Annotated in this window: 21 protein-coding genes; 15 read left to right on the top strand and 6 right to left on the bottom strand. The window is 59.6% G+C overall.

Annotated features, from left to right (window positions below; translation table 11 throughout):
- Positions 1-158: 158 nt before the first annotated feature.
- Positions 159-2927, bottom strand: coding sequence for a DNA polymerase I (gene polA, locus PSH86_RS00175; protein WP_176688871.1), 2769 nt, complete (start codon positions 2925-2927; stop codon positions 159-161).
- Positions 2928-3001: 74 nt separating this feature from the next.
- On the opposite strand from polA, the gene PSH86_RS00170 reads away from it, so the two are divergent.
- Both PSH86_RS00170 and PSH86_RS00165 read left to right on the top strand, forming a co-directional pair.
- Positions 3002-3289 carry a DUF2782 domain-containing protein gene (locus PSH86_RS00170; RefSeq protein ID WP_014335817.1) on the top strand — a complete coding sequence of 96 codons (288 nt, stop codon included), beginning with the start codon at positions 3002-3004 and terminating at the stop codon, positions 3287-3289.
- A 59-nt stretch (positions 3290-3348) separates the two neighbouring features.
- On the top strand, positions 3349-4299 hold the full coding sequence (locus PSH86_RS00165) for a homoserine kinase (RefSeq protein WP_163855998.1): 951 nt from the start codon (positions 3349-3351) through the stop codon (positions 4297-4299).
- Positions 4300-4431: 132 nt separating this feature from the next.
- Here the strand turns inward: PSH86_RS00165 and znuA are convergent, their stop codons facing one another.
- A complete protein-coding gene (gene znuA, locus PSH86_RS00160) occupies positions 4432-5361 on the bottom strand; it encodes a zinc ABC transporter substrate-binding protein ZnuA (protein WP_305487003.1) in 930 nt (309 codons plus the stop codon).
- A 66-nt stretch (positions 5362-5427) separates the two neighbouring features.
- Between znuA and zur the strand changes: the two genes are divergently transcribed.
- The 4 genes from zur to PSH86_RS00140 are packed head-to-tail and all read left to right on the top strand — an operon-like array spanning position 5428 to position 8224.
- Positions 5428-5910 (top strand): zinc uptake transcriptional repressor Zur, encoded by a 483-nt coding sequence (gene zur / locus PSH86_RS00155; protein WP_109752856.1) that lies wholly within the window; start codon positions 5428-5430, stop codon positions 5908-5910.
- Complete coding sequence (znuC, locus tag PSH86_RS00150) at positions 5910-6692, top strand: zinc ABC transporter ATP-binding protein ZnuC (RefSeq protein ID WP_109752855.1); 783 nt, start codon at positions 5910-5912, stop codon at positions 6690-6692. The genes zur and znuC overlap by 1 nt, the downstream gene beginning before the upstream one ends.
- Positions 6685-7473 carry a zinc ABC transporter permease subunit ZnuB gene (znuB, locus tag PSH86_RS00145; protein WP_109752854.1) on the top strand — a complete coding sequence of 263 codons (789 nt, stop codon included), beginning with the start codon at positions 6685-6687 and terminating at the stop codon, positions 7471-7473. Before znuC ends, znuB begins: the two co-directional genes overlap by 8 nt.
- 37 nt (positions 7474-7510) lie before the next feature.
- Entirely contained in the window at positions 7511-8224 is a 714-nt protein-coding gene (locus PSH86_RS00140) for a PA5502 family lipoprotein (RefSeq protein WP_163856003.1), read from the top strand.
- 107 nt (positions 8225-8331) lie between these two features.
- Here the strand turns inward: PSH86_RS00140 and katE are convergent, their stop codons facing one another.
- Positions 8332-10524, bottom strand: coding sequence for a catalase HPII (katE, locus tag PSH86_RS00135; RefSeq protein WP_305490396.1), 2193 nt, complete (start codon positions 10522-10524; stop codon positions 8332-8334).
- 210 nt (positions 10525-10734) lie between these two features.
- On the opposite strand from katE, the gene PSH86_RS00130 reads away from it, so the two are divergent.
- From PSH86_RS00130 to PSH86_RS00120, 3 genes are all read left to right on the top strand, one after another.
- Complete coding sequence (locus PSH86_RS00130; protein WP_249015761.1) at positions 10735-11742, top strand: methionine ABC transporter ATP-binding protein; 1008 nt, start codon at positions 10735-10737, stop codon at positions 11740-11742.
- Positions 11742-12416: a methionine ABC transporter permease gene (locus PSH86_RS00125; RefSeq protein ID WP_003196204.1), complete on the top strand. Its 675-nt coding sequence runs from the start codon at positions 11742-11744 to the stop codon at positions 12414-12416. Before PSH86_RS00130 ends, PSH86_RS00125 begins: the two co-directional genes overlap by 1 nt.
- A gap of 79 nt (positions 12417-12495) precedes the next feature.
- On the top strand, positions 12496-13269 hold the full coding sequence (locus PSH86_RS00120) for a MetQ/NlpA family ABC transporter substrate-binding protein (RefSeq protein WP_230146884.1): 774 nt from the start codon (positions 12496-12498) through the stop codon (positions 13267-13269).
- 292 nt (positions 13270-13561) lie between these two features.
- On the opposite strand, the gene PSH86_RS00115 is transcribed toward PSH86_RS00120, so the two are convergent.
- Positions 13562-13921 (bottom strand): DUF6124 family protein, encoded by a 360-nt coding sequence (locus PSH86_RS00115; protein WP_163856007.1) that lies wholly within the window; start codon positions 13919-13921, stop codon positions 13562-13564.
- A gap of 504 nt (positions 13922-14425) precedes the next feature.
- Between PSH86_RS00115 and PSH86_RS00110 the strand changes: the two genes are divergently transcribed.
- Both PSH86_RS00110 and PSH86_RS00105 read left to right on the top strand, forming a co-directional pair.
- Positions 14426-14983, top strand: coding sequence for a hypothetical protein (locus PSH86_RS00110; protein WP_176688875.1), 558 nt, complete (start codon positions 14426-14428; stop codon positions 14981-14983).
- Between the two features lie 136 nt (positions 14984-15119).
- Complete coding sequence (locus PSH86_RS00105) at positions 15120-15494, top strand: lysozyme inhibitor LprI family protein (RefSeq protein WP_109752845.1); 375 nt, start codon at positions 15120-15122, stop codon at positions 15492-15494.
- 146 nt (positions 15495-15640) lie between these two features.
- Here PSH86_RS00105 and PSH86_RS00100 read toward each other — a convergent pair whose 3' ends face one another.
- Positions 15641-16342: a glutathione S-transferase gene (locus PSH86_RS00100; protein WP_232201330.1), complete on the bottom strand. Its 702-nt coding sequence runs from the start codon at positions 16340-16342 to the stop codon at positions 15641-15643.
- Between the two features lie 150 nt (positions 16343-16492).
- Between PSH86_RS00100 and PSH86_RS00095 the strand changes: the two genes are divergently transcribed.
- The 4 genes from PSH86_RS00095 (at position 16493) to PSH86_RS00080 (ending at position 19729) form a co-directional block, all read left to right on the top strand.
- Positions 16493-17056, top strand: a complete 564-nt coding sequence (locus PSH86_RS00095) for a TetR/AcrR family transcriptional regulator (RefSeq protein ID WP_305486988.1) — start codon at positions 16493-16495, stop codon at positions 17054-17056.
- Positions 17057-17236: 180 nt separating this feature from the next.
- Positions 17237-18361, top strand: coding sequence for a diguanylate cyclase (locus PSH86_RS00090; RefSeq protein ID WP_305486985.1), 1125 nt, complete (start codon positions 17237-17239; stop codon positions 18359-18361).
- A 429-nt stretch (positions 18362-18790) separates the two neighbouring features.
- Complete coding sequence (locus PSH86_RS00085; protein ID WP_003196182.1) at positions 18791-19210, top strand: organic hydroperoxide resistance protein; 420 nt, start codon at positions 18791-18793, stop codon at positions 19208-19210.
- Between the two features lie 33 nt (positions 19211-19243).
- Positions 19244-19729, top strand: a complete 486-nt coding sequence (locus tag PSH86_RS00080) for a phage infection protein (protein ID WP_249015755.1) — start codon at positions 19244-19246, stop codon at positions 19727-19729.
- Positions 19730-19845: 116 nt separating this feature from the next.
- On the opposite strand, the gene PSH86_RS00075 is transcribed toward PSH86_RS00080, so the two are convergent.
- Positions 19846-20634: an SDR family NAD(P)-dependent oxidoreductase gene (locus PSH86_RS00075; RefSeq protein WP_109752842.1), complete on the bottom strand. Its 789-nt coding sequence runs from the start codon at positions 20632-20634 to the stop codon at positions 19846-19848.
- Between the last annotated feature and the right edge of the window lie 265 nt (positions 20635-20899).

The following is a 20899-nucleotide window of genomic DNA, read 5'->3' as shown; positions in this document are numbered from 1 at the left end:
CCCCGCTGGGCTGCGCAGCAGCCCCCAAAAAAGCCGAATGCAATCAGCTGACACACTGAGGTGAAAGGTCTTAGGGCTGCTTCGCAGCCCAGCGGGGATAAATCCCCTCGCCACAGGGCTCACCCTATCCCCAGTTCGTTCAGTCCAGCCGTTACGACTCAGTGCGCCTCGTCCCAGTTATTGCCCACGCCCACCTCCACCAGCAGCGGCACGTCCAGGGTGGCGGCGGCGCTCATGTGCTGGCGGATTTCCTCGCGCACCTGGTCGACCAGGTCTTCCCGCACTTCCAGCACCAGTTCGTCGTGTACCTGCAGGATAACCTTGGCATCCAGCCCTGACGTGCTCAGCCAGCGATCCACCGCCACCATGGCTTTCTTGATGATGTCGGCCGCCGTGCCCTGCATCGGCGCGTTGATGGCGGTACGCTCGGCGCCTTTGCGCAGGGCCGGGTTTTTCGCGTTGATGTCCGGCAGGTACAACCGGCGGCCGAAAATGGTTTCGACAAAACCTTGCTCGGCCGCTTGGGCGCGGGTGCGCTCCATGTACGCCAGCACACCTGGGTAGCGGGCGAAGTAGCGGTCGATGTAGGCCTGGGACTGCTTGCGATCGACACCAATCTGCTTGGCCAGGCCGAACGCGCTCATGCCATAGATCAAACCGAAGTTGATTGCCTTGGCGCTGCGGCGCTGGTCATGGGTGACTGCCTCCAGATCGACACCAAAAACCTCGGCCGCCGTCGCCCGGTGCACATCCAGATCATTGCGGAAGGCATGGAGCAAGCCTTCATCCTTGGCCAGGTGCGCCATGATCCGCAATTCGATCTGCGAGTAGTCCGCCGCCAACAGCTTGTAGCCTTTCGGCGCGATGAAGGCCTGGCGGATGCGTCGACCTTCGGCGGTGCGAATCGGGATGTTCTGCAGGTTCGGGTCGATGGACGACAGACGCCCGGTAGCGGCCACGGCCTGTTGATAATTGGTATGAACGCGACCGGTGCGGCTGTTGATCTGTTCCGGCAGGCGATCGGTGTAGGTGCTCTTGAGCTTGCTCAGCGAGCGGTACTGCATCAGCACCTTGGGCAGCGGGTAATCCTGCTCCGCCAACTCGGCGAGCACCGCTTCGGCGGTGGACGCCTGGCCCTTGGCGGTTTTGCTGAGCACCGGCAAGCCGAGTTTTTCGTAGAGGATCACACCCAATTGCTTCGGCGAGCCCAGGTTGAATTCCTCGCCGGCGATGGCAAACGCCTCACGCTCCAGCGCCACCAGCTTCTCGCCCAACTCGACACTCTGCACGCCCAGCAGGTTGGCATCGACCAACGCACCCTGGCGCTCGATACGCGCCAGGACCGGCATCAACGGCATTTCGATTTCAGTGAGCACTTTACCCAGGCTCGGCGTGGCCGCCAGCTTCTCCTGCAAGGCCTGGTGCAGGCGCAAGGTCACGTCCGCATCCTCGGCGGCGTAAGGGCCGGCCAGTTCCAGGGAGATCTGGTCGAAGGTCAGCTGTTTGACGCCTTTGCCAGCGATATCCTGGAAATCGGTCTTGCTCTGGCCCAGGTACTTGAGCGCCAGGCTGTCCATGTCGTGGCGGGTCGCGGTGGAGTCCAGCACGTAGGATTCGAGCATGGTGTCGAAGGCGATGCCCTGGACCAGGATGCCATTGCCCTGGTCGCCACCGATGGCGCAGTTGGCCAGGATATTGGTTTCGAACTTGGCGTGCTGGCCGACCTTGAGCTTGTTCGGGTTTTCCAGCAGTGGCTTGAGGGCCTTGAGCACCGCATCGCGGTCCAGTTGCTCCGGCACGCCCATGTAGGAGTGGGTCAGCGGGATGTAGGCGGCCTCGAACGGCGCAACGGCGAACGACAATCCCACCAGTTGCGAATGCTGGGCGTCGCTACCGTTGGTTTCGGTGACGAACGCGAACAGCGGCGCTTTGTCGAGTTTGGCCAGCCAGGCATCGAAGCGCGCCTGATCGAGGATGACTTCGTACTTGGCCTCGGCGGCGCCGGGTTGTTCGTCGCTGACTTCAACGATCTCCTGGCCGGCACGCTTGGCGTCGCGCTGGTTTTCTTCGAACCAGCTCTTGAACTCCAGCAACGTGTACAGCTCGGCCAGTTTCTCGTGATCTGGCGTGCCCATTTGCAGGTCGTCGAGACCGACGTCCAACGGCACGTCGGTCTTGATGGTTGCCAGCTCATAGGAAAGGAACGCCATTTCCTTGTGCTCTTCAAGCTTGGCGGCCAGGGTCTTGGCACCACGGATCGGCAAAGTGGCGACGATGTCCAGTTGCGCATACAGCTCGGTCAGGCCGCCATTGACGCCCACCAGCAGGCCGGAAGCGGTCTTCGGTCCGATGCCCGGGACGCCCGGGATGTTGTCGGACGAATCGCCCATCAACGCCAGGTAATCGATGATCTGCTCGGGAGCGACGCCAAACTTCTCCTTCACGCCAGCCACGTCCAGGGCGCTACCGGTCATGGTATTGACCAAGGTAATGTGCCCATCGACCAACTGCGCCATGTCCTTGTCGCCGGTGGAGATCACCACTGGGCGGTCGGCCGCGGCGCTGCTGCGGGCCAGGGTGCCGATTACGTCATCGGCCTCGACGTTGTCCACGCACAGCAGCGGGAAGCCCAGGGCCTTGACGCTGGCATGCAGCGGTTCGATCTGCACGCGCATGTCGTCGGGCATGCTCGGGCGGTTGGCCTTGTATTCGGCGTACAGCGCATCGCGAAATGTCCCACCCTTGGCGTCGAACACCACCGCGAACGGACTGTCCGGATACTGCTTGCGCAGGCTCTTGAGCATGTTCAGCACGCCCTTGACCGCACCGGTCGGCAGGCCTTTGGAGGTGGTCAGCGGTGGCAGCGCGTGAAAGGCGCGGTACAGATAAGAAGAACCGTCCACCAGGACGAGGGGGGCTTGGCTCATGAGCAGGATCAACCTTTTCGGCGGGTCCGGGGCTAGAATAGCGGGACCGTTGACGACAAAGGGACAAGGTTATCATGCGTACACTAAATCGCCTGTTACTGGCTGGCTTGTTTGCAATTACACCGTTGGCCGTCATGGCAGCGGATGACGCACCCTCGGCGGACCCGGACGTCACCATCCGCACCGAAGGTGATAGAACCATTCAGGAGTATCGGCAAAACGGATTTTTGTACGCGATCAAGGTCACGCCCAAGAACGGCAAGCCTTATTTCCTGGTACGCGCCGATGGCACTGATGCAAACTTCATCCGCTCGGACCAGCCGGATATGCTGATTCCGTCGTGGAAAATCTTTGAGTGGTAATACCGCTCGCGACTTCAACCGGCGCCCGCTGAAGGGCGCCCGTACTGGCAGTTTTAACCATGTCTGTGTTCACCCCCCTGGCTCGGCCCGAGCTGGAAACCTTTCTCGCCCCTTACGGGCTTGGCCGTCTGCTTGATTTCCAGGGGATCGCCGCCGGCAGCGAAAACACCAATTTCTTCATCAGCCTGGAGCAGGGCGAATTCGTCCTGACCCTGGTCGAGCGCGGCCCGGTGCAGGAAATGCCGTTCTTCATCGAACTGCTGGACGTGCTGCATGACGCCGACCTGCCGGTGCCTTATGCCTTGCGCACCACCGACGGCGTGGCACTGCGGGAACTGGCGGGCAAACCGGCACTGTTGCAACCGCGCCTGGCGGGCAAGCACATCAAGCAGGCCAACGCGCAACATTGCGCCCAGGTCGGCGAGTTGCTGGCGCACCTGCACCTGGCGACCCGGGACAAGATGATCAAGCGCAAGACCGACCGCGGCCTGGACTGGATGCAGGAGGAGGGCGCCAAGCTGTTGTCGCACCTCGACGCTGAGCCGCGTCGGTTGCTGGAAGCGGCATTGGATGAAATCGTTTTGCAGAAGGTCGGCATCCTGGCGCTGCCGCGCGCCAACATCCATGCCGATCTGTTCCGCGACAATGCAATGTTCGAAGGCACGCATCTGACCGGGTTGATCGACTTCTACAACGCCTGCTCAGGGCCGATGCTGTATGACGTTGCCATCGCCTTGAACGACTGGTGCTCGAATGACGACGGTGCGCTCGATGGCCCTCGGGCGCGGGCGTTGCTGGGCGCCTATGCGGCGCTGCGGCCGTTTACGGCTGCCGAGGCCGAGCTATGGCCGACCATGCTGCGCGTGGCGTGCGTGCGGTTCTGGCTGTCGCGGTTGATCGCCGCCGAATCGTTTGCCGGGCAGGATGTGTTGATTCACGATCCGATGGAGTTCCAGCAGCGGCTGGCGCAGCGGCAGACGATTCACGCACAGTTGCCTTTCGCCTTGTAACAGCCAGTCAATGCGCGAATGCTTTTGTGGCGAGGGAGCTTGCTCCCGCTGGGTTGCGTAGCGACCGCAAGATGTTGGGGCCGCTTCGCAGCCCAGCGGGAGCAAGCTCCCTCGCCACAACAGCGGAGGGGATTACAGCGACTCCAGGCACCCCGCCAAATCATTGCCCAACTTCTCCAACAACTGCTCATACCCCTGCGCCGTCGCCGGGGTATAGCCGCCCAGTGCATCCAGCTCCGCCAACTTCACCGGCAACCCAGCCACCAGGGTTTCAGCCAGGCGCGGGCGCAGGGGCGGTTCGCTGAACACGCAGGTCTTGCCCACCGCTTGCAAGCGCGTGCGCATCGCCGCCACGTGCTGGGCACCGGGCTGGACTTCGGCAGCCACGGCGAACACCCCGGCGTGCTTGAGGCCGTAGTTGTCTTCGAAATAGTCGAACGCTTCGTGGAACACGAAATACGGCTTGCCCGCGACCCCGGCCAGGCGCGCCTTCAAGCGTGTATCCAGGGCGTCGAGACGCTGGTTGAAACCCTTGAGGTTGCTTTGATAGCGGGCAGCGTTGGCCGGATCCGCCGCGCTCAGGTCAGCCGCCATTTTCGCCGCGATCACCCGCGCATTGAGCGGCGAGAGCCACAAGTGGGCATCCACGCTGCCGGGGCGATGGTCGTGATCGTGTTCATCGCCGTCATGATCATCGTCCTCGTGGGACGCGCTGTCCTGGGCGAAGTGACGCAACTTGAGCCCCGGCAGATCCTGCACCGCGACGGAAGGCAGGGTACGACCGTTCAACACTCGCGGCAGGAAACCTTCCATGTCGGGCCCAATCCAGTACAGCAAGTCCACTGACTGCACCTTCCGTACGTCGGATGGCCGCAAGGCATAGTGATGCGGCGAAGCACCGGGAGGCAGCAACACTTCCGGAACCGCCACGCCGTCCTGTACCGCAGCGGCAATCAGCTGTAACGGCTTGATGCTGGTGAGCACCTTGACGTCGGCGTGGGCCGGGCCAATCAGTAGAAAACTTGCGACAAAAACGACAAAGAGCGAAAAAAATCGGGACACGATGACCACTCGTAGAGGCGAGAACGGGTAACATAATAACGTCTCTCACTAAACTCGTCGCTGCCCATGCCTATTACACCCCTTGCCAGTCGTCCCCACGATCACTCCCACTGTGTGCACAGCGCGCTGTCCGAGGCCGATGCCATCTGCGCGCGCCAGGGGTTGCGCCTGACCGCCTTGCGTCGGCGCGTGTTGGAATTGGTCTGGCAGAGCCACAAGCCGCTGGGCGCCTACGACATCCTCGCCGTGCTCAGCGAGCAGGACGGCCGCCGCGCCGCGCCGCCGACGGTCTATCGGGCACTGGATTTCCTCCTGGAAAACGGCCTGGTGCATCGCATTTCGTCGCTGAACGCCTTCGTCGGCTGCAACCATCCGGAGCACGCCCACCAAGGCCAGTTCCTGATCTGCCGCGAATGCCATGCGGCCATCGAGCTGGAGCAGAAGTCCATCAGCGATGCGATCATCGCCAGCGCCAAAGAAGTCGGCTTCGTGGTCGATACCCAGACCGTCGAAGTGGTCGGTCTGTGCTCCGGCTGCCAGGGGGCCTGATGAGCAATGCGTTGATCCGCCTTGAGCAGGTGGCCGTGACGTTCGCCGGACAGAGCGTGCTGGACAACATCCAACTGAGCGTCGAGCCGGGGCAGATCGTGACCCTGATCGGCCCCAACGGCGCCGGCAAGACCACACTGGTGCGCGCCGTGCTCGGTTTGCTCAAGCCCGACAGCGGCAGTGTCTGGCGCAAGCCAAAGCTGCGGGTCGGCTACATGCCGCAAAAACTCCACGTAGACCCGACGCTACCGCTGTCGGTGTTGCGCTTCCTGCGCCTGGTGCCTGGCGTGGACCGCGCACGGGCCTTGGCGGCGCTCAACGAAGTCGGCGCCGAACAGGTAATCGACAGCCCGGTGCAAAGTGTTTCCGGTGGCGAAATGCAGCGCGTGCTGCTGGCCCGCGCTCTGCTGCGCGAGCCTGAACTGCTGGTGCTCGACGAACCGGTGCAAGGTGTCGATGTAGCGGGGCAGGCCGAGCTGTACAGCCTGATCACGCGCTTGCGCGACCGTCATGGTTGCGGCGTGCTGATGGTGTCCCACGATCTGCACCTGGTGATGAGCACCACCGACCAAGTGGTCTGCCTCAACCGCCACGTCTGCTGTTCCGGGCATCCCGAGCAGGTCAGCGGCGATCCGGCCTTCGTCGAGTTGTTCGGAAAGAACGCACAAAGCCTGGCGATTTATCACCACCACCACGATCACGCCCACGACCTGCATGGTTCAGTGGTCAGTGCCCCTTCTGCTTCCAATCATGTTCATGGAGATGGCTGCAAGCATGGCTGATTTTCTGTTGTACGCCCTGCTCGCAGGCCTGGCCCTGGCGCTGGTGGCCGGCCCCTTGGGCTCGTTCGTGGTCTGGCGGCGCATGGCTTATTTTGGCGACACCTTGTCCCACGCGGCGTTGCTCGGCGTGGCCCTGGGGTTTCTGCTGGATGTCAGCCCGGCGGTGGCGGTGACCGTTGGCTGCCTGTTGTTGGCGGTGTTGTTGGTGACGTTGCAACAGCGCCAGCCGCTGGCGTCCGACACACTGTTGGGCATTCTGGCGCCGAGCACCCTGTCCCTCGGGCTGGTGGTACTAAGCTTCATGCATGACGTGCGAATTGACCTGATGGCCTATCTGTTCGGCGATCTGTTGGCGATCAGTCCGACAGATCTGTCGTGGATCCTCGGCGGCAGCGCGGCGGTGCTGTTGTTGCTGGTGGCGCTCTGGCGGCCCTTGCTGGCCGTCACCGTGCACGAGGAACTGGCGCGCGTCGAAGGCTTGCCGGTGGTGGGTTTGCGTCTGGCACTGATGCTGCTGATTGCCGTAGTCATCGCGGTGGCGATGAAGATCGTCGGTGTCTTGCTGATCACTTCATTGCTGATCATCCCGGCGGCTGCGGCACAGCGTCACGCCCGCTCCCCGGAGCAAATGGCCCTGGGCGCGAGCCTGCTGGGCATGCTCGCGGTGTGCGGTGGATTGGCGTTGTCGTGGTTCAAGGACACCCCGGCCGGTCCGTCGATCGTGGTCAGCGCCGCTGCGTTGTTTCTGCTGAGTTTTGTCCTGCCTCGTAGAGGGGTGTAGACTTGCTCGCTTTTTGCGCAAATAGAGAGTCGCAGGAATGAAGCCGTTCGCCTCCCGTTATCTGCTCCTTGTCGCATTTTCCCTGCTGCTGGGCGCTTGCCAGAGTACACCGCCGGTCACCCAGGCCCCCGATACGCGGGGCCCGGCCATCGCGCAGCTCGAGCAAAGCCTGGCCAGCAATGAGCTGGCCACCGCTGAAGACCAGTTGGCCGCCTTGCAAGCCCAGTCGCCCGAAGACCCGTCGCTGGAACCCTACCAGCGGCAACTGGCCGAGGCGTACTTGCGTCGCAGCCAGATCGATCTGCAAAAAGGCGATGTCAACGCCGCCGCCACGGCCCTGAGCCGTGCCCGAGCCTTGATGCCCAAGGCCCCGGCGCTCACCGGCGAGGTCAACAGCGCCATTGCCGAAGCGCGCAAGGCCGAGCTGGATAAAGCCGAGGCCGCCCTCCAGGCCGCCGAAGCCAAACCGGTCGCCAAAGTGATCGATCCGAGCGCACCCAGCACCACCGTTGCGCTCAACCTCGCCGACATCCAGCAAATGCGTCGGCAACTGGATGCCATCGCCGCCGATGTGGTGAATTATCAGTGTGAGGTCAGCATCCAGGCGCCGCGTACTGATGATTATCCGTGGTTGGCGACATTGCTGACCAAGCGGGTCAAGAAACTAGATCCGGGGTTTGATCTGAAGCTGCAAAAGCAGATTTTGCGCAGTGTGCCAGCGCAGGTCGTGCTGACTCCTCGCAAGCCCTAAAAGCATCGCGGGCAAGCCTTGCTCCCACAGGTTAATTCGATCTCCTGTGGGAGCAAGGCTTGCCCGCGATAGCGTCCTATCAGCAACAAAGCGCTTTCAGACAACCCTCAAGCTGGAACCGCCTTCGCCTTCGGCTCCCGCGCCCAAACCCGATGCTGAGCAATCGCCGCAAAAAACCGCGAAAAACCGCTCGCCTCCGCGTCTTCGATCAACCCCGCATCCACCTCCAGCTTCAACTCCACCAACAACTGCCGGGCCTCACCATGAAGCCCAATGGCTTTCAGATGCTTGTAGGCCTCCAGCACGTAATGCAACGCAACTCCATCGCGACTCAAGGCCTTGATCGATTCCGCGCCACCCGGTACGAACACCGCGTCGAAGGCAATCGACGGCAGGCCTTCCATGGACGCATCCACCGCCAACGTCTGCCCATCGGCGGTGGTGACCGGCGCCGAAGTAGGCCCCAGCACTTTGGCGTGGGCGCCCTCGGCCTTCAGGGCCTGTTTGAGGACGTCGATGATCGCCCCATCGACACCGTTGGCCACCAGCACCGCCACTTTCCGGGTCTTGATGTCGCCAGACAGCAGGTTCGCCTGGCTCAAGGCCGGGGATTGCTCCAGCGAAGGCGTCGGAACATCGACAGTACCCGCAGTCGGTGCCGGCAAGCCGAGGTTTTTCGCGACTCGCCCAGCCAGATCCAAGTCGATGTTGGCGAGGATCTCATTGACCTGCCGTTTCCGGATGAACTCCCGCTCCACCTTGCCCAGTTCGAAGCTGTAGGCGGCGATGATGTGCTCCTGCTCATGAGGGCTCATGCTCTTGTAGAACAACCGCGCTTGGGAAAAATGGTCGGCGAACGAATCGCTGCGTTGGCGGATCTTGTAGGCGTCGATGCGCTCTGGATAGCTTTCGAAGCCACCGTCCTCAGGGCCGGGCGGGGTTTCTTTCGGCCAACCGCCATCGATGGAGTTCGGCTCGTAGGAAGCGCGCCCCTTGTCGATGGTGCTGCGGTGCATGCCGTCACGCTGGCCGTTGTGCACCGGGGTAATCGCCCGGTTGATCGGCAGCTCATGAAAATTCGGCCCACCGAGTCGGCTGATTTGCGTATCGGTGTAGGAAAACAGCCGGCCCTGCAGCAACGGGTCGTTGGAAAAGTCGATGCCCGGCACGATATGCCCGGGGCAGAAGGCAACTTGCTCGACTTCGGCGAAGAAGTTGTCCGGGTTGCGGTTCAGCACCATCTTGCCCAGGGGCGTGATGGGGACCAGTTCTTCAGGGATGATCTTGGTCGGGTCGAGCAGGTCGAAATCGAACTTGTGCTCGTCTTCCTCGGCAACGATCTGCACACCAAATTCCCATTCCGGATAGTCGCCCATCTCGATCGATTCCCAGAGATCGCGACGGTGGTAGTCGGTATCTTTACCCGCCAGTTTCTGGGCTTCGTCCCACACCAATGAACAGGTGCCGACCGTAGGGCGCCAGTGGAATTTGACGAAGCTGCTTTTGCCTTCGGCGTTGATCATGCGGAAGGTGTGCACGCCAAAGCCCTGCATGCTGCGCAGGCTTTTCGGAATGGCCCGGTCGGACATCGCCCAGATCACCATGTGCGCCGATTCCGGCACCAGCGAGACGAAATCCCAGAAGGTGTCGTGGGCCGAACCGCCGGTAGGTATTTCATTGTGCGGTTCGGGTTTCACCGCGTGGACGAAGTCTGGAAACTTCACCGCATCCTGGATGAAAAACACCGGCATGTTGTTGCCCACCAGGTCGAAGTTGCCTTCGTCGGTAAAGAACTTCACCGCAAAGCCACGCACGTCCCGCACGGTATCGCCGGAACCCCGCGGCCCTTGCACGGTGGAAAAACGCACGAACACCGGGGTTTTCTTACTTGGATCTTGTAGGAAACCGGCTTTGGTCAAGGCCGAGTGCGCATCATAGGTCTGAAAATAACCGTGGGCCCCGGTACCACGAGCGTGGACGATGCGCTCCGGGATGCGCTCATGGTCAAAGTGCGTGATTTTTTCACGCATGATGAAGTCTTCCAGCAGCGAAGGCCCGCGAGCGCCGACGCGAAGGGTGTTCTGGTTATCGGCGATCTTCACGCCCTGATTGGTGCGCAATGCTTGTTCGGTGGCGTCGGAGCGAAACTGTTCCAGGCTCTCGAGTTTGGCGTTGGTGTTGCCGCGATCCAGCGTGTCGGTCCCGGCCAGTTGGCTCTTGTTGACCGTGGGCTTTTCGGTACTCATCAGACATGACTCCTCTTTGCGATCCCCGCCGTGGCCAGGACTCTTGAGTTCGATGCCGCAGGTCGGTACCTGGGCATTTTCGAGTTGCTTAATGAGTGACCGATGCCGTTTGGCTGTGTTCCTTTTTTATGGCCTTTGATCGCGTTATTGCCAAATGACAGGTCCGATCGCAAATAAATGCTAAGAACCTCTATACGGACAGGCTAAAATGCGCGCCCGGCTAACCGCTGACCCTTTTCCAACGCGCCCCACAAGGTTCGCTACGTGATCGAGTTTCAAAACGTTTATAAAACCTACCGGGTCGCCGGTAGGGATATCCCCGCCCTGCATCCGACCAATCTGACGATTGAGAACGGTCAGGTCTTCGGCTTGATCGGCCATTCCGGTGCGGGAAAAAGTACCCTGCTGCGCCTGATCAATCGCCTGGAAGATTCCAGCGGCGGCAAGATCATCGTCGATGGCGAAGAAGTCACCGCCCTGGACGCCAGTGGCCTACGGCGCTTCCGGCAGCAAGTCGGGATGATTTTCCAGCACTTCAACCTGCTGGCGTCCAAGACCGTGGCCGACAACGTCGCGCTGCCACTGACGCTGGCGGGCGAACTGTCCCGCAGCGACATTGACCGCCGAGTGGCCGAGTTGCTGGCACGGGTAGGGCTGTCCGACCACGCCCGCAAGTACCCGGCGCAATTGTCCGGCGGCCAGAAGCAGCGCGTCGGCATCGCCCGCGCCCTGGCGACCAAACCGAAGATCTTGCTGTGCGACGAGGCCACCAGTGCCCTCGACCCGCAGACCACCGCCTCGGTGCTGCAACTGCTGGCGGAAATCAACCGTGAGCTGAAGCTGACCATCGTGCTGATCACCCATGAAATGGACGTGATCCGCCGCGTCTGCGATCAAGTAGCGGTGATGGACGCTGGCGTGATCGTCGAGCAAGGCCCGGTGGCCGAGGTGTTCCTGCACCCCAAGCACCCGACCACCAAGCGTTTCGTCCAGGAAGACGAGCAAATCGACGAAAGCGAACAGCGCGACGATTTCGCCCACGTGCCCGGGCGCATCGTGCGTCTGACCTTCCAGGGCGACGCGACCTACGCGCCATTGCTCGGCACCATCGCCCGGGAAACCGGCGTGGACTACAGCATCCTGGCCGGCCGCATCGACCGCATCAAAGACACCCCCTACGGGCAACTGACCCTCGCCATCACCGGCGGTGACATGGAGGCGGCGTTCGCCCGCTTCACCGCGGCCGATGTCCACATGGAGGTGCTGCGCTAATGGAACTGTTGAGTTCGTTCTTCTCCAACATCGACTGGCTGGAAATCTGGCTGGCGACGGGCGACACCTTCCTGATGCTGTTCGGTTCGCTGTTGTTTACCGTGCTGCTCGGCCTGCCGCTGGGCGTGTTGCTGTTCCTGTGCAGCCCGCGCCAGTTGCTCGAAGCCCGCGGCGTTTATGCGCTGCTGTCGCTCATCGTCAACATCCTGCGTTCGCTGCCGTTCATCATCCTGTTGATCGTGATGATCCCGTTCACGGTATTGATCACCGGCACCTCCCTGGGCGTGGCCGGCGCGATCCCGCCGCTGGTGGTCGGCGCGACACCGTTCTTTGCGCGGTTGGTGGAAACCGCCTTGCGCGAAGTCGATCGCGGCATCATCGAAGCGACCCAGGCCATGGGCGCGACCACCCGGCAGATCATCGTCAACGCCTTGCTGCCGGAAGCCCGTCCAGGCATTTTTGCAGCGATTACGGTGACAGCGATTACGCTGGTGTCTTACACGGCGATGGCCGGTGTGGTCGGCGCCGGTGGTTTGGGCGACCTGGCGATCCGTTTTGGTTACCAGCGTTTCCAGACCGATGTGATGGTGGTCACGGTGGTGTTGCTGCTGGTGCTGGTTCAGGTCCTGCAAACCGTGGGCGACAAACTGGTTGTGCATTTTTCTAGAAAATAAGGCCTCGCGGCCAATAAACCATGAGCCGGCCATTCGCTGGCAGGCGCCGAGAGCAGGCGCTTCAAAAGGAGTTAGCTGAATGAAGAAACTACTGGTTGCCTTCGCTGCCGCCGCAGCGTTTTCCGCCCACGCCGCCGACACCCTGACCGTCGCCGCCACCCCGGTGCCGCACGCGGAAATCCTCGAATTCGTCAAACCGGCCCTGGCCAAAGAAGGCGTGGACCTCAAGGTCAAAGTCTTCACCGACTACATCCAGCCGAACGTACAAGTCGCGGAAAAACGCCTGGACGCCAACTTCTTCCAGCACCAGCCGTACCTGGATGAGTTCAACAAAGCCAAGGGCACGCACCTGGTAAGCGTGGCCGGTGTGCACCTGGAACCCCTGGGCGCGTACTCCAGCAAGTACAAGGCCCTTACCGAACTGCCGGGCGGCGCCAACGTGGTCATCCCGAACGACGCCACCAACGGCGGCCGTGCGCTGTTGCTGCTGGCGAAGGCTGGGGTGATCAAGTTGAAGGATTCGAACAACATCCTGTCCACCACCAAGGACATCACCGAGAACCCGAAGGATCTGAAATTCCGTGAGCTGGAAGCAGCGACCATTCCGCGGGTGCTGACCCAGGTGGATCTGGCGTTGATCAACACCAACTATGCGTTGGAAGCCAAGCTTGATCCTTCCAAGGACGCGCTGGTGATTGAAGGTAGCGACTCGCCTTATGTGAATATCCTGGTGGCTCGTGAGGATGACAAGGACAGTGAGGCGATGAAGAAGCTGGTGGCGGCGCTGCATACGCCGGAAGTGAAGGCTTTTATTCTGGAGAAATACAAAGGGGCGGTTTTGCCGGCGTTTTGAGCTGATCAGATGGTGAAAAAACGGGACTGCGTGGGAATGCAGGCCCGTTTTTTTTTGCTCGGAAATATGCGCGTCCCGCAAAGATCTGCAAGCTCACGGACATTCATCAAATTTAATTGACCTAGTGATTGTCCCGCCGCAATACCTATCCCAACGCATGAGGGTTGACTCTCGTGCCTACCTTCCGAGGCCTGCTTGAGAGAAATCTCTGCGGACTTGCGTGTTTCTAAAGCATTAATAAAGCAAACCCAACACTAGATGTCGGGTTGCTTTTGGGAAGGATGTTTATCTGCTATCGCGGATCAACGTTATCCAACACCCGATTCGCCAACAATGAACTCAGTTCAATCAGTTGCTGGACACCAAGGGCGATGTGACGACGGGGACCTTCCAGGTCAAAGGCCAGGTTGCTGACCATCGCGTCGGCTGCCGCCAGGGTTTCGCTGAGGTTGGCGAGGAGGGATTCGTTATCGGCGTTTTTTGCGACGGTGAAGAGCTGGCCCGGTTGGGACGCATCTTCGGACTTTTCCGATTTTGGTAGGAGGTAGTAATCCAAGACGCGATTGGTGGCTTCGTCGTGTTTCTTGGCTTTGGATTTGGTTCGCAGGGAAGCTTGGTCCGCCTCTGGCGGATTCGGCGTAGGTTTGATCATGTGCTAAGTCCTGTAGGTGAAGCCGCAACCCTCCAGCTACTAAACAAGGGGTGGCAGCTGTACGCAGGTTAGTAGACCGGGGACTCAGCAAAGCCGGCGCGCCCGAGGGCGCCCTGCGCACAGCCGCCATCAAATACAGGCATGGAAATACCTGACTGATAGAGCTTTGCACCTTACTAAATACCTCGGGCTACTAAACCCGACCACTGATGGGCAGTGGCAGGAAAACGATAGAACCCGGGGGCAAGGCGCACAAGCGGGCGGATTCTGGCGTAGTTGTAGGCAATGGCGCAAGGTTAGGTAGCCTGGCGGACGGGGAGTGGTGAGGAGGATAAACAGGGCTTGGTTTTGGCCCGTAAACTGGGGCGAGACGGGTTTACGGTTGAGGTTTGAAGTGGGTGGGGCTGCTTTGCAGCCAGCGGGAGCAAGCTCCCTCGCCACGAATGTTTGACCGGCTTGGGGATGTTTGGGGATGCTGCAAAACCTTTTTATCCGAATGCACTCATGAATTCATTACGCGAAAACAATCGAAAGCGCTTGATACGACTCATCGACCAGATCCCTGTCGATGAGAATCCCGAGGGCTGGAGTCATATTGCCTCGATAGCCGTCGGCGGGCTGCTATCGGTAGGGTTTTCGCAAAAAGGCCCCTATTTGCTGGTCGTCTCAAGCTCGGGTCGAAGTGTTGTGCACTGCGACACAGGCGAAAAAATTGAGCGCGACTATGAAGAATATGCGGGCTTGAGCGAACTTGGGTTGCATTGCCAGGGCATTGGCGTGATCGCCGATGAAGTCATATCGCTGTGTGGCATAAACGGCGGTGGCTTGCCAACCGGCAACATCGCCGGGGAAGGGCTGGAGCTGGTTTCCCCGGATTGGCCCGAGAACAGCCTTATTCTGAGCAAACCCTTCAAAAATGCGCTGATTGAGGGTCATCAAGCGGATTGCACGGTGATCTACAGGGACCATGTGAGGGCGTTCGGATTTTCTTGGTGTGGGAACTACATCGTTGCGGCGTGCGGCAGCGACCTCGATCTTTGGTCGAGAAAGTCAAAGTTGTAGCGCAAGGCAGTCGCGGCCGATCATGGGCCATGGAAAACATGAAGGCGGTAGGATCCGCTTCATTGTTCGACAACCCTCATGATAAATTCCCCGCCGCGACCTCTAATCAATAGAGGGCATTCAGGGAGAGAAGTAAGTGATCAAGTCTTTGTTGGTTGGGGCATTGCTGGCAATGGCATCAGCATCGGCATCTGCGATGAGTTGCGATAACCCTAGAAATGCCTATGACAGAACCTATTGCGCGTCGCTGAAAATGGTTCAGTCGGATCAGGAAATCAACGAGCAATACAAGAAGACGATGGGTGCTCTGAACCCGGAGCAAAAGAAAAAAGTAAAAGCCGCTCAAATCCAGTGGATCAAAAATCGTGACAGCGCCTGTTCCAACGATGGCCTGCTCTACCTGGACTGTGCCAATGAGAAGACCGAGGCGCGTATCGTCATACTCAAGGCTGTCGAGCGCGAGTGCCGTGCTGCCGGTTGCGATGACGCCAAGCTGTCGCAAGTCGAGTAACCCGTAAACAATGAGCACGTCGGGCTTGCTCTCGCTCATTCAACATAGCGCTCCATCCCTTTTGCACCCGTGACTCACTTGCGGGTCGCAATACCCAGGAAAAACCCGACGTAACGCGTCGGGTTTTTCTTTGTCGGGTTTACCCGCTATCGCGGCTCAACGCCACGCTCGACCATGGCACGCCATGCCTGGACGCTGGGGCGCTCCTGCATCCTGGCGTGCCAGGCTCGAAGCGCCACGCACTCTTCAGGCACGGGGAGCTGCACCAGCGAGGCGAAGATCATGCCGCCCAGCACCGCAATGTCGGCCATCGAGAACTTGTCACCCGCGACAAAGGGCTGGTCTTTGAGCAGGTTATCGAAATAGCCCATGCCCCTGATCGCCTTGTCGCCCATCCGGCGACCCCATTCCGCATTCTGATACAGCTCGACCTTGGGCCCGAGGCCCGGTGTAGCATGGTGGAAATACACGCTGACCGCATCGAGAAACTCGTTCTCGGCACGCTTGGTCATCATATGGATGAGGCCCTTTTCCAGAGGCGTTTCGCCCGTCAGCGTCGGTTCGCCGACCAGGCTATCCAAGTACTGGGTAATCGCCGTGCATTCCGCGATTCGCGTCCCATCGTTCAGCTCCAGCACGGGCAAAGTCCCGGAGTAATTGATGGCCAGGAACTCGGGTTGCTTGTGTTCACCGGTCCAGAGATTCACCGACACGAATTCGATTTTCGGTAGCAAACCCTTTTCCGCCAGCGCAATGCGCACTCGGGCGGGGTAAGGGCCGTTGAACCAATCGTAGATTTTCATCGAAGGAACAGTGGAAACGTCAATGTGCTGCTGCGAAGAGGTCATGATCCGATCACCTGCCTGTCAATTGGTAGGTAAAGACTGGGCCGATGTTTTTGCGCTGTCAACCCCCTACCTGTCAATTGGCAGGTAAACGGAACTGTGAGTAGAATCCGCGCGTATGAATAAATCGAAGACTCGAAGCGAGGGGGCAACGTGAACGAAAATGCTCGGGAAGCCATATTGGCGGCGACGAAATCCGCCGCACAACTGCACGGTTACAGCGGGATCAATTTCCGTAGCATTGCCGAAGAAGTGGGCATCAAGAATGCGAGTATTTACTACCACTTCCCGAGCAAGGCAGGCCTGGGTGCCGCAGTCGCCGAACGCTACTGGCAGGACGCGCTGCGGGTGTTGGAAGGGATACGCTCCGCCAATACCGATCCGAAGCGGTGCCTGCAAGCGTACCCGTCGATTTTTCGAAAGTCGCTCGAGGACGGCAACAGGCTGTGTCTGTCCAGCTTCATGGCCGCCGAATACGAAGACCTTCCCGAAGAGGTGTCGCGAGAGATCAGGGCGTTTGCAGACGTTAACGTGACGTGGCTCGCCCAGGTGTTGGCAGATGCCGGAGCGGCTAGCCCAGAACAATCCGAACGCCGAGCCCGCGCCATTTACACCGCTGTCGCGGGTGCTCAGTTGATCGCGCGAACACGGGCGGATATCCGTCTGTTCGATGATCTGATTTTGAGCTATCAGGAGACGGGATTGATTCCAGTCTGATTGCTTGTTCCTTGTAACACAGAAGATGCGCAATGCCCCGAGAGCAAGCTCCCTCGCCATGAGGTTCAATTTCAGCGGGGTATTGGAATCTGGTTGAGGCCAAGAGCGTAATTCAGTTGTTTGCGCTAATGGCAGGGTGCCACAATCGTTTTTTTGTTGCGTCATAACCAGGTGGTTCAAATGGATGGCCCAAGATTGCGCAATGGCCAGGATTTTGTAATAGCCGAGCAAGTGCGAACTGACCGCTTGCAGCAACTGTTTCGCCAATCCGTTTCTGCGGTTTTCGGTAGCTACCTCGCAGCCATCATGCTGAGCTGGCTGTGCGGGGATCGGTTTGAGCACAGCGTCATTCTTTGGTGGCTGGCCATCCTGACCGCTTCGACGCTGTTGCGTATCGCGCTATTTGTGGCCTATTTCCGCAGCGACGAAAGTCAGCGCACGCCTCAACGTTGGGAGCGCAAGTACTGGATCACGCTGGTGTCGTCCGCCAGCATCTGGGGCGGAGGCGCATTGGCTGTCATGCCGGCAGACGATCTTTTGACGCAGGCACTGGTCATGCTCTTTGCTGTCGGGATGTCTGTCAGCGCGGTGTCGTGCTACTCGGCCTACCGTGATATGACACTGGTCTCCATCGGCCTGGTGCTGTTGCCATGCACCGCCTGGCTGCTGTTTCAACCATCCCCGATCCAAGTCGGCATGGCCCTCTCGATCCTGGTGTTCGCGGCATTCGCTGCCCGCGCCACGCACAAAATGTCCCAGGCACTGGAAACCGCCTTCCGACTCACCCGTGAAATGGAACAGGCGAACAGCATTTCAACCCGCGCCGCTCAAACCGATGAGCTGACTGGCTTGAAGAGTCGGCGAGCATTTTTCGAGCATGCCCAGCGGCTTTACAACGAATGTAAGGCCAAGCGGCAAGGGTTGTGCGCGGTCATGTTGGATATGGATCACTTCAAGCACATCAACGACACCTACGGCCATCAGGTCGGGGATCAGGTTTTGCGCCAAATGGGGGAGGTCATCAGCTCGTCGTTTCGCACAACAGACATCCATGGCCGGCTAGGTGGGGAAGAATTCGCCATTCTGCTGCCCAACACCTCCATCGAAGTCGCCACCCAGATTGCAGAGCGGCTTATCGATACGCTCGCAGCCTTGGTGATCGAGCCTGTGCACTGCATATCAGCCAGCCTCGGCGTTGCATCGACGGAGGCCTGTAATAAGGATCTCCACAGCTTGATGAACGATGCGGATAAAGCGCTGTATCGAGCGAAGGCGTTGGGGCGCAATCGAGTGGCTGTGGCTTAGTCAGGTTGGCTTTGCATCGTTAGTCGGGAGTTGATCGTCCCCACGCTCCGCGTCATGTTCCAGAAGCGGAACGCGGAGCGTCCCCGGCGGCATTCCCACGCAGGAGCGCGGGAACGATTGAAAATCCCATGATTCTGCTTGTGGATTCCCCTCTCTTCGAAGGCCAGCTATTGCGCGGGCCCTGTTGATCCCCCAAACACCTCCTTCGTCCTGGCTCACTTGCGACCCAAACAGGTTGGCGGTACTGCGACGAGAAAATTAATTTCCTTTCAGATCAATTGGTTAATTAAAAGTCGGAAAATTTTCAAAAATTTATCTTGCGCGCAAACTATTTGTTCGTTAATTTTATCGCAACTGGTTAGCGCACAAACATTTAGCGCAAGCAAAACCCGACACTCGATCAAACCAATCAGCAAGAGAGGAAACACCATGAACGTTCTCTATACCGCAGTCGCAACCTCCACCGGTGGCCGTGATGGCCGTGCTGTTTCCAGCGACAAGATTCTCGACGTGAAACTGGCCACTCCCAAAGCCTTGGGCGGCGCTGGTGGTGAAGCCACCAACCCTGAGCAGTTGTTTGCCGCCGGCTACTCGGCTTGCTTCATCGGCGCATTGAAGTTTGTCGCCAGCCAGAGCAAACGCAGCATCCCCGCTGACGCCTCGATCACGGCACACGTTGGCATCGGCCAGATCCCTGGTGGTTTCGGTCTGGACATCGACCTGCACATCAACCTGCCGGGTCTGGATCAAGCCGATGCTCAAGCGCTGGTCGACGCGGCTCACCAGGTTTGCCCTTACTCCAACGCGACCCGCGGCAACGTCGACGTCCGTTTGCACGTCACCGTCTAACTCACTCCATCTACGAATAAAAAGGATCAGGACATGAACACTTTCAGCAAAACTCTCGTTGGCTCGCTTCTGGCACTGTCCCTCGGCAATGCGTTCGCGACTTCTTCTGTTCAACCTACGTTCGCTGAGGGTGGTTCGGATCGCCTGATCGAAAAACGTGTGGCTGAAGGCGGCTCCGATCGACTGATCGAAAAACGTGTAGCCGAAGGCGGCTCGGATCGACTCATCGAAAACCGTGTAGCCGAAGGCGGCTCGGATCGACTCATCGAAAACCGTGTAGCTGAAGGTGGCTCGGATCGACTCATCGAAAACCGTGTAGCTGAAGGTGGCTCGGATCGACTCATCGAAAACCGTGTAGCTGAAGGTGGCTCGGATCGACTGATCGAGAACCGCGTGGCCGAAGGCGGCTCGGATCGACTGATCGAGAACCGCGTGGCCGAAGGCGGCTCGGATCGACTGATCGAGAACCGCGTGGCCGAAGGTGGCTCGGATCGACTCATCGAAAACAGGGTGGGCTGAACTGTCCCTTCACCGCTCCGAAAATCGATTGAATCAACCCATGTTGCTTCCAAAAGAAAAAACGCCGCTTATCTCTCATGAGAAAGCGGCGTTTTCTTGCGACCTGTCATAGGACCCTAAACGATGCTGTCCACCACACCACCATCCACACGCAACGCCGCACCGGTGGTGGCCGAGGCCTGTTCCGAGCTGGCATAGATGATCATGTTGGCGACTTCCTCGACGCGTGCCGCACGCTGGATGATCGAGGTGCTGCGGTGCTGATTGACGAAATCCGCCGCGACTTTTTCCAGGCTTTCCCCGCTGCGCTCGACATCGGCCTGCAGCATCTGGGCAACACCTTCGGAAAGCGTCGGCCCAGGCAACACCGAGTTCACCGTCACGCCCGTGCCGGCGAGGCGCTTGGCCAGGCCGCGAGCGATTGAAAGTTGCGCGGTTTTGGTGAAGCCGTAGTGGATCATGTCAGCGGGAATGTTTACGCCCGATTCCGACGAGACAAACACAATCCGCCCCCAACCGCGCTCGACCATGCCTTGGGCGTAAGCCCTGGAAACCCGCACGCCGGACATCACGTTGGTTTCGAAGAAGCGCTGCCATTCGCTGTCCGGCGTTTCGAAAAAGTCTTCCAGTTTGAAAATGCCCAGGTTGTTGATGACGATATCGAAACTCGGGTGCTTGGCGATCAGTGCCTGGCAGCCAGGCGCGTTGCTCAGGTCGCCCACAAAACCGGTGGCATTTGAAGCAAGGGCGCCCAAGCGCTGCAACGCGTCCTCCACGCTGCTCTCGCTGCGACCGTTGATGACCACGTGGGCGCCGGATTCGAGGAAGCCTTTGGCTGTGGCAAAACCGATACCGCTGGTGGAGCCAGTGACCAGGACGTGACGTCCGGTGAAGTCGATTTTCATGAGGGGACTCCTTGATTAATGAACCAGAGGAAGTGCGATATGGCTGGCTGGACAGTCATCCGACGGGTTAAGAGATGACTTTGTCATGCCCACGTCGCCGATCGCAGGCCCTTAATCATGGACACGATTGAGGTTTTGCGCCTCTTTGTGATCAATCGACCATCAGGAAGCCGACCACACGGCCAGTTCATAGCCATCCGGATCGACAAGCTCCAACCGGCATTCATGCGAATGTGCCGACTTCTTCGCGAGCAGGCTCGCTCCT

The sequence above is a fragment of the Pseudomonas sp. FP2300 genome (assembly GCF_030687595.1).
Taxonomy (GTDB): domain Bacteria; phylum Pseudomonadota; class Gammaproteobacteria; order Pseudomonadales; family Pseudomonadaceae; genus Aquipseudomonas; species Aquipseudomonas bijieensis.
This window is presented reverse-complemented; position numbering and strand designations above follow the sequence as displayed.

Bases quoted from the DNA above. Each gene is read 5' to 3' on its own strand.
- PSH86_RS00075 (WP_109752842.1), bottom strand. From the start codon at position 20,634: ATGAAAATCGACTTCACCGGACGTCACGTCCTGGTCACTGGCTCCACC.
- PSH86_RS00170 (WP_014335817.1), top strand. From the start codon at position 3,002: ATGCGTACACTAAATCGCCTGTTACTGGCTGGCTTGTTTGCAATTACA.
- PSH86_RS00100 (WP_232201330.1), bottom strand. From the start codon at position 16,342: ATGACCTCTTCGCAGCAGCACATTGACGTTTCCACTGTTCCTTCGATG.
- PSH86_RS00080 (WP_249015755.1), top strand. From the start codon at position 19,244: ATGAACACTTTCAGCAAAACTCTCGTTGGCTCGCTTCTGGCACTGTCC.
- PSH86_RS00115 (WP_163856007.1), bottom strand. From the start codon at position 13,921: ATGATCAAACCTACGCCGAATCCGCCAGAGGCGGACCAAGCTTCCCTG.
- znuC (WP_109752855.1), top strand. From the start codon at position 5,910: ATGAGCAATGCGTTGATCCGCCTTGAGCAGGTGGCCGTGACGTTCGCC.
- PSH86_RS00090 (WP_305486985.1), top strand. From the start codon at position 17,237: ATGGATGGCCCAAGATTGCGCAATGGCCAGGATTTTGTAATAGCCGAG.
- polA (WP_176688871.1), bottom strand. From the start codon at position 2,927: ATGAGCCAAGCCCCCCTCGTCCTGGTGGACGGTTCTTCTTATCTGTAC.
- znuB (WP_109752854.1), top strand. From the start codon at position 6,685: ATGGCTGATTTTCTGTTGTACGCCCTGCTCGCAGGCCTGGCCCTGGCG.
- PSH86_RS00140 (WP_163856003.1), top strand. From the start codon at position 7,511: ATGAAGCCGTTCGCCTCCCGTTATCTGCTCCTTGTCGCATTTTCCCTG.
- PSH86_RS00165 (WP_163855998.1), top strand. From the start codon at position 3,349: ATGTCTGTGTTCACCCCCCTGGCTCGGCCCGAGCTGGAAACCTTTCTC.
- PSH86_RS00120 (WP_230146884.1), top strand. From the start codon at position 12,496: ATGAAGAAACTACTGGTTGCCTTCGCTGCCGCCGCAGCGTTTTCCGCC.
- zur (WP_109752856.1), top strand. From the start codon at position 5,428: ATGCCTATTACACCCCTTGCCAGTCGTCCCCACGATCACTCCCACTGT.
- PSH86_RS00125 (WP_003196204.1), top strand. From the start codon at position 11,742: ATGGAACTGTTGAGTTCGTTCTTCTCCAACATCGACTGGCTGGAAATC.
- PSH86_RS00110 (WP_176688875.1), top strand. From the start codon at position 14,426: ATGAATTCATTACGCGAAAACAATCGAAAGCGCTTGATACGACTCATC.
- PSH86_RS00085 (WP_003196182.1), top strand. From the start codon at position 18,791: ATGAACGTTCTCTATACCGCAGTCGCAACCTCCACCGGTGGCCGTGAT.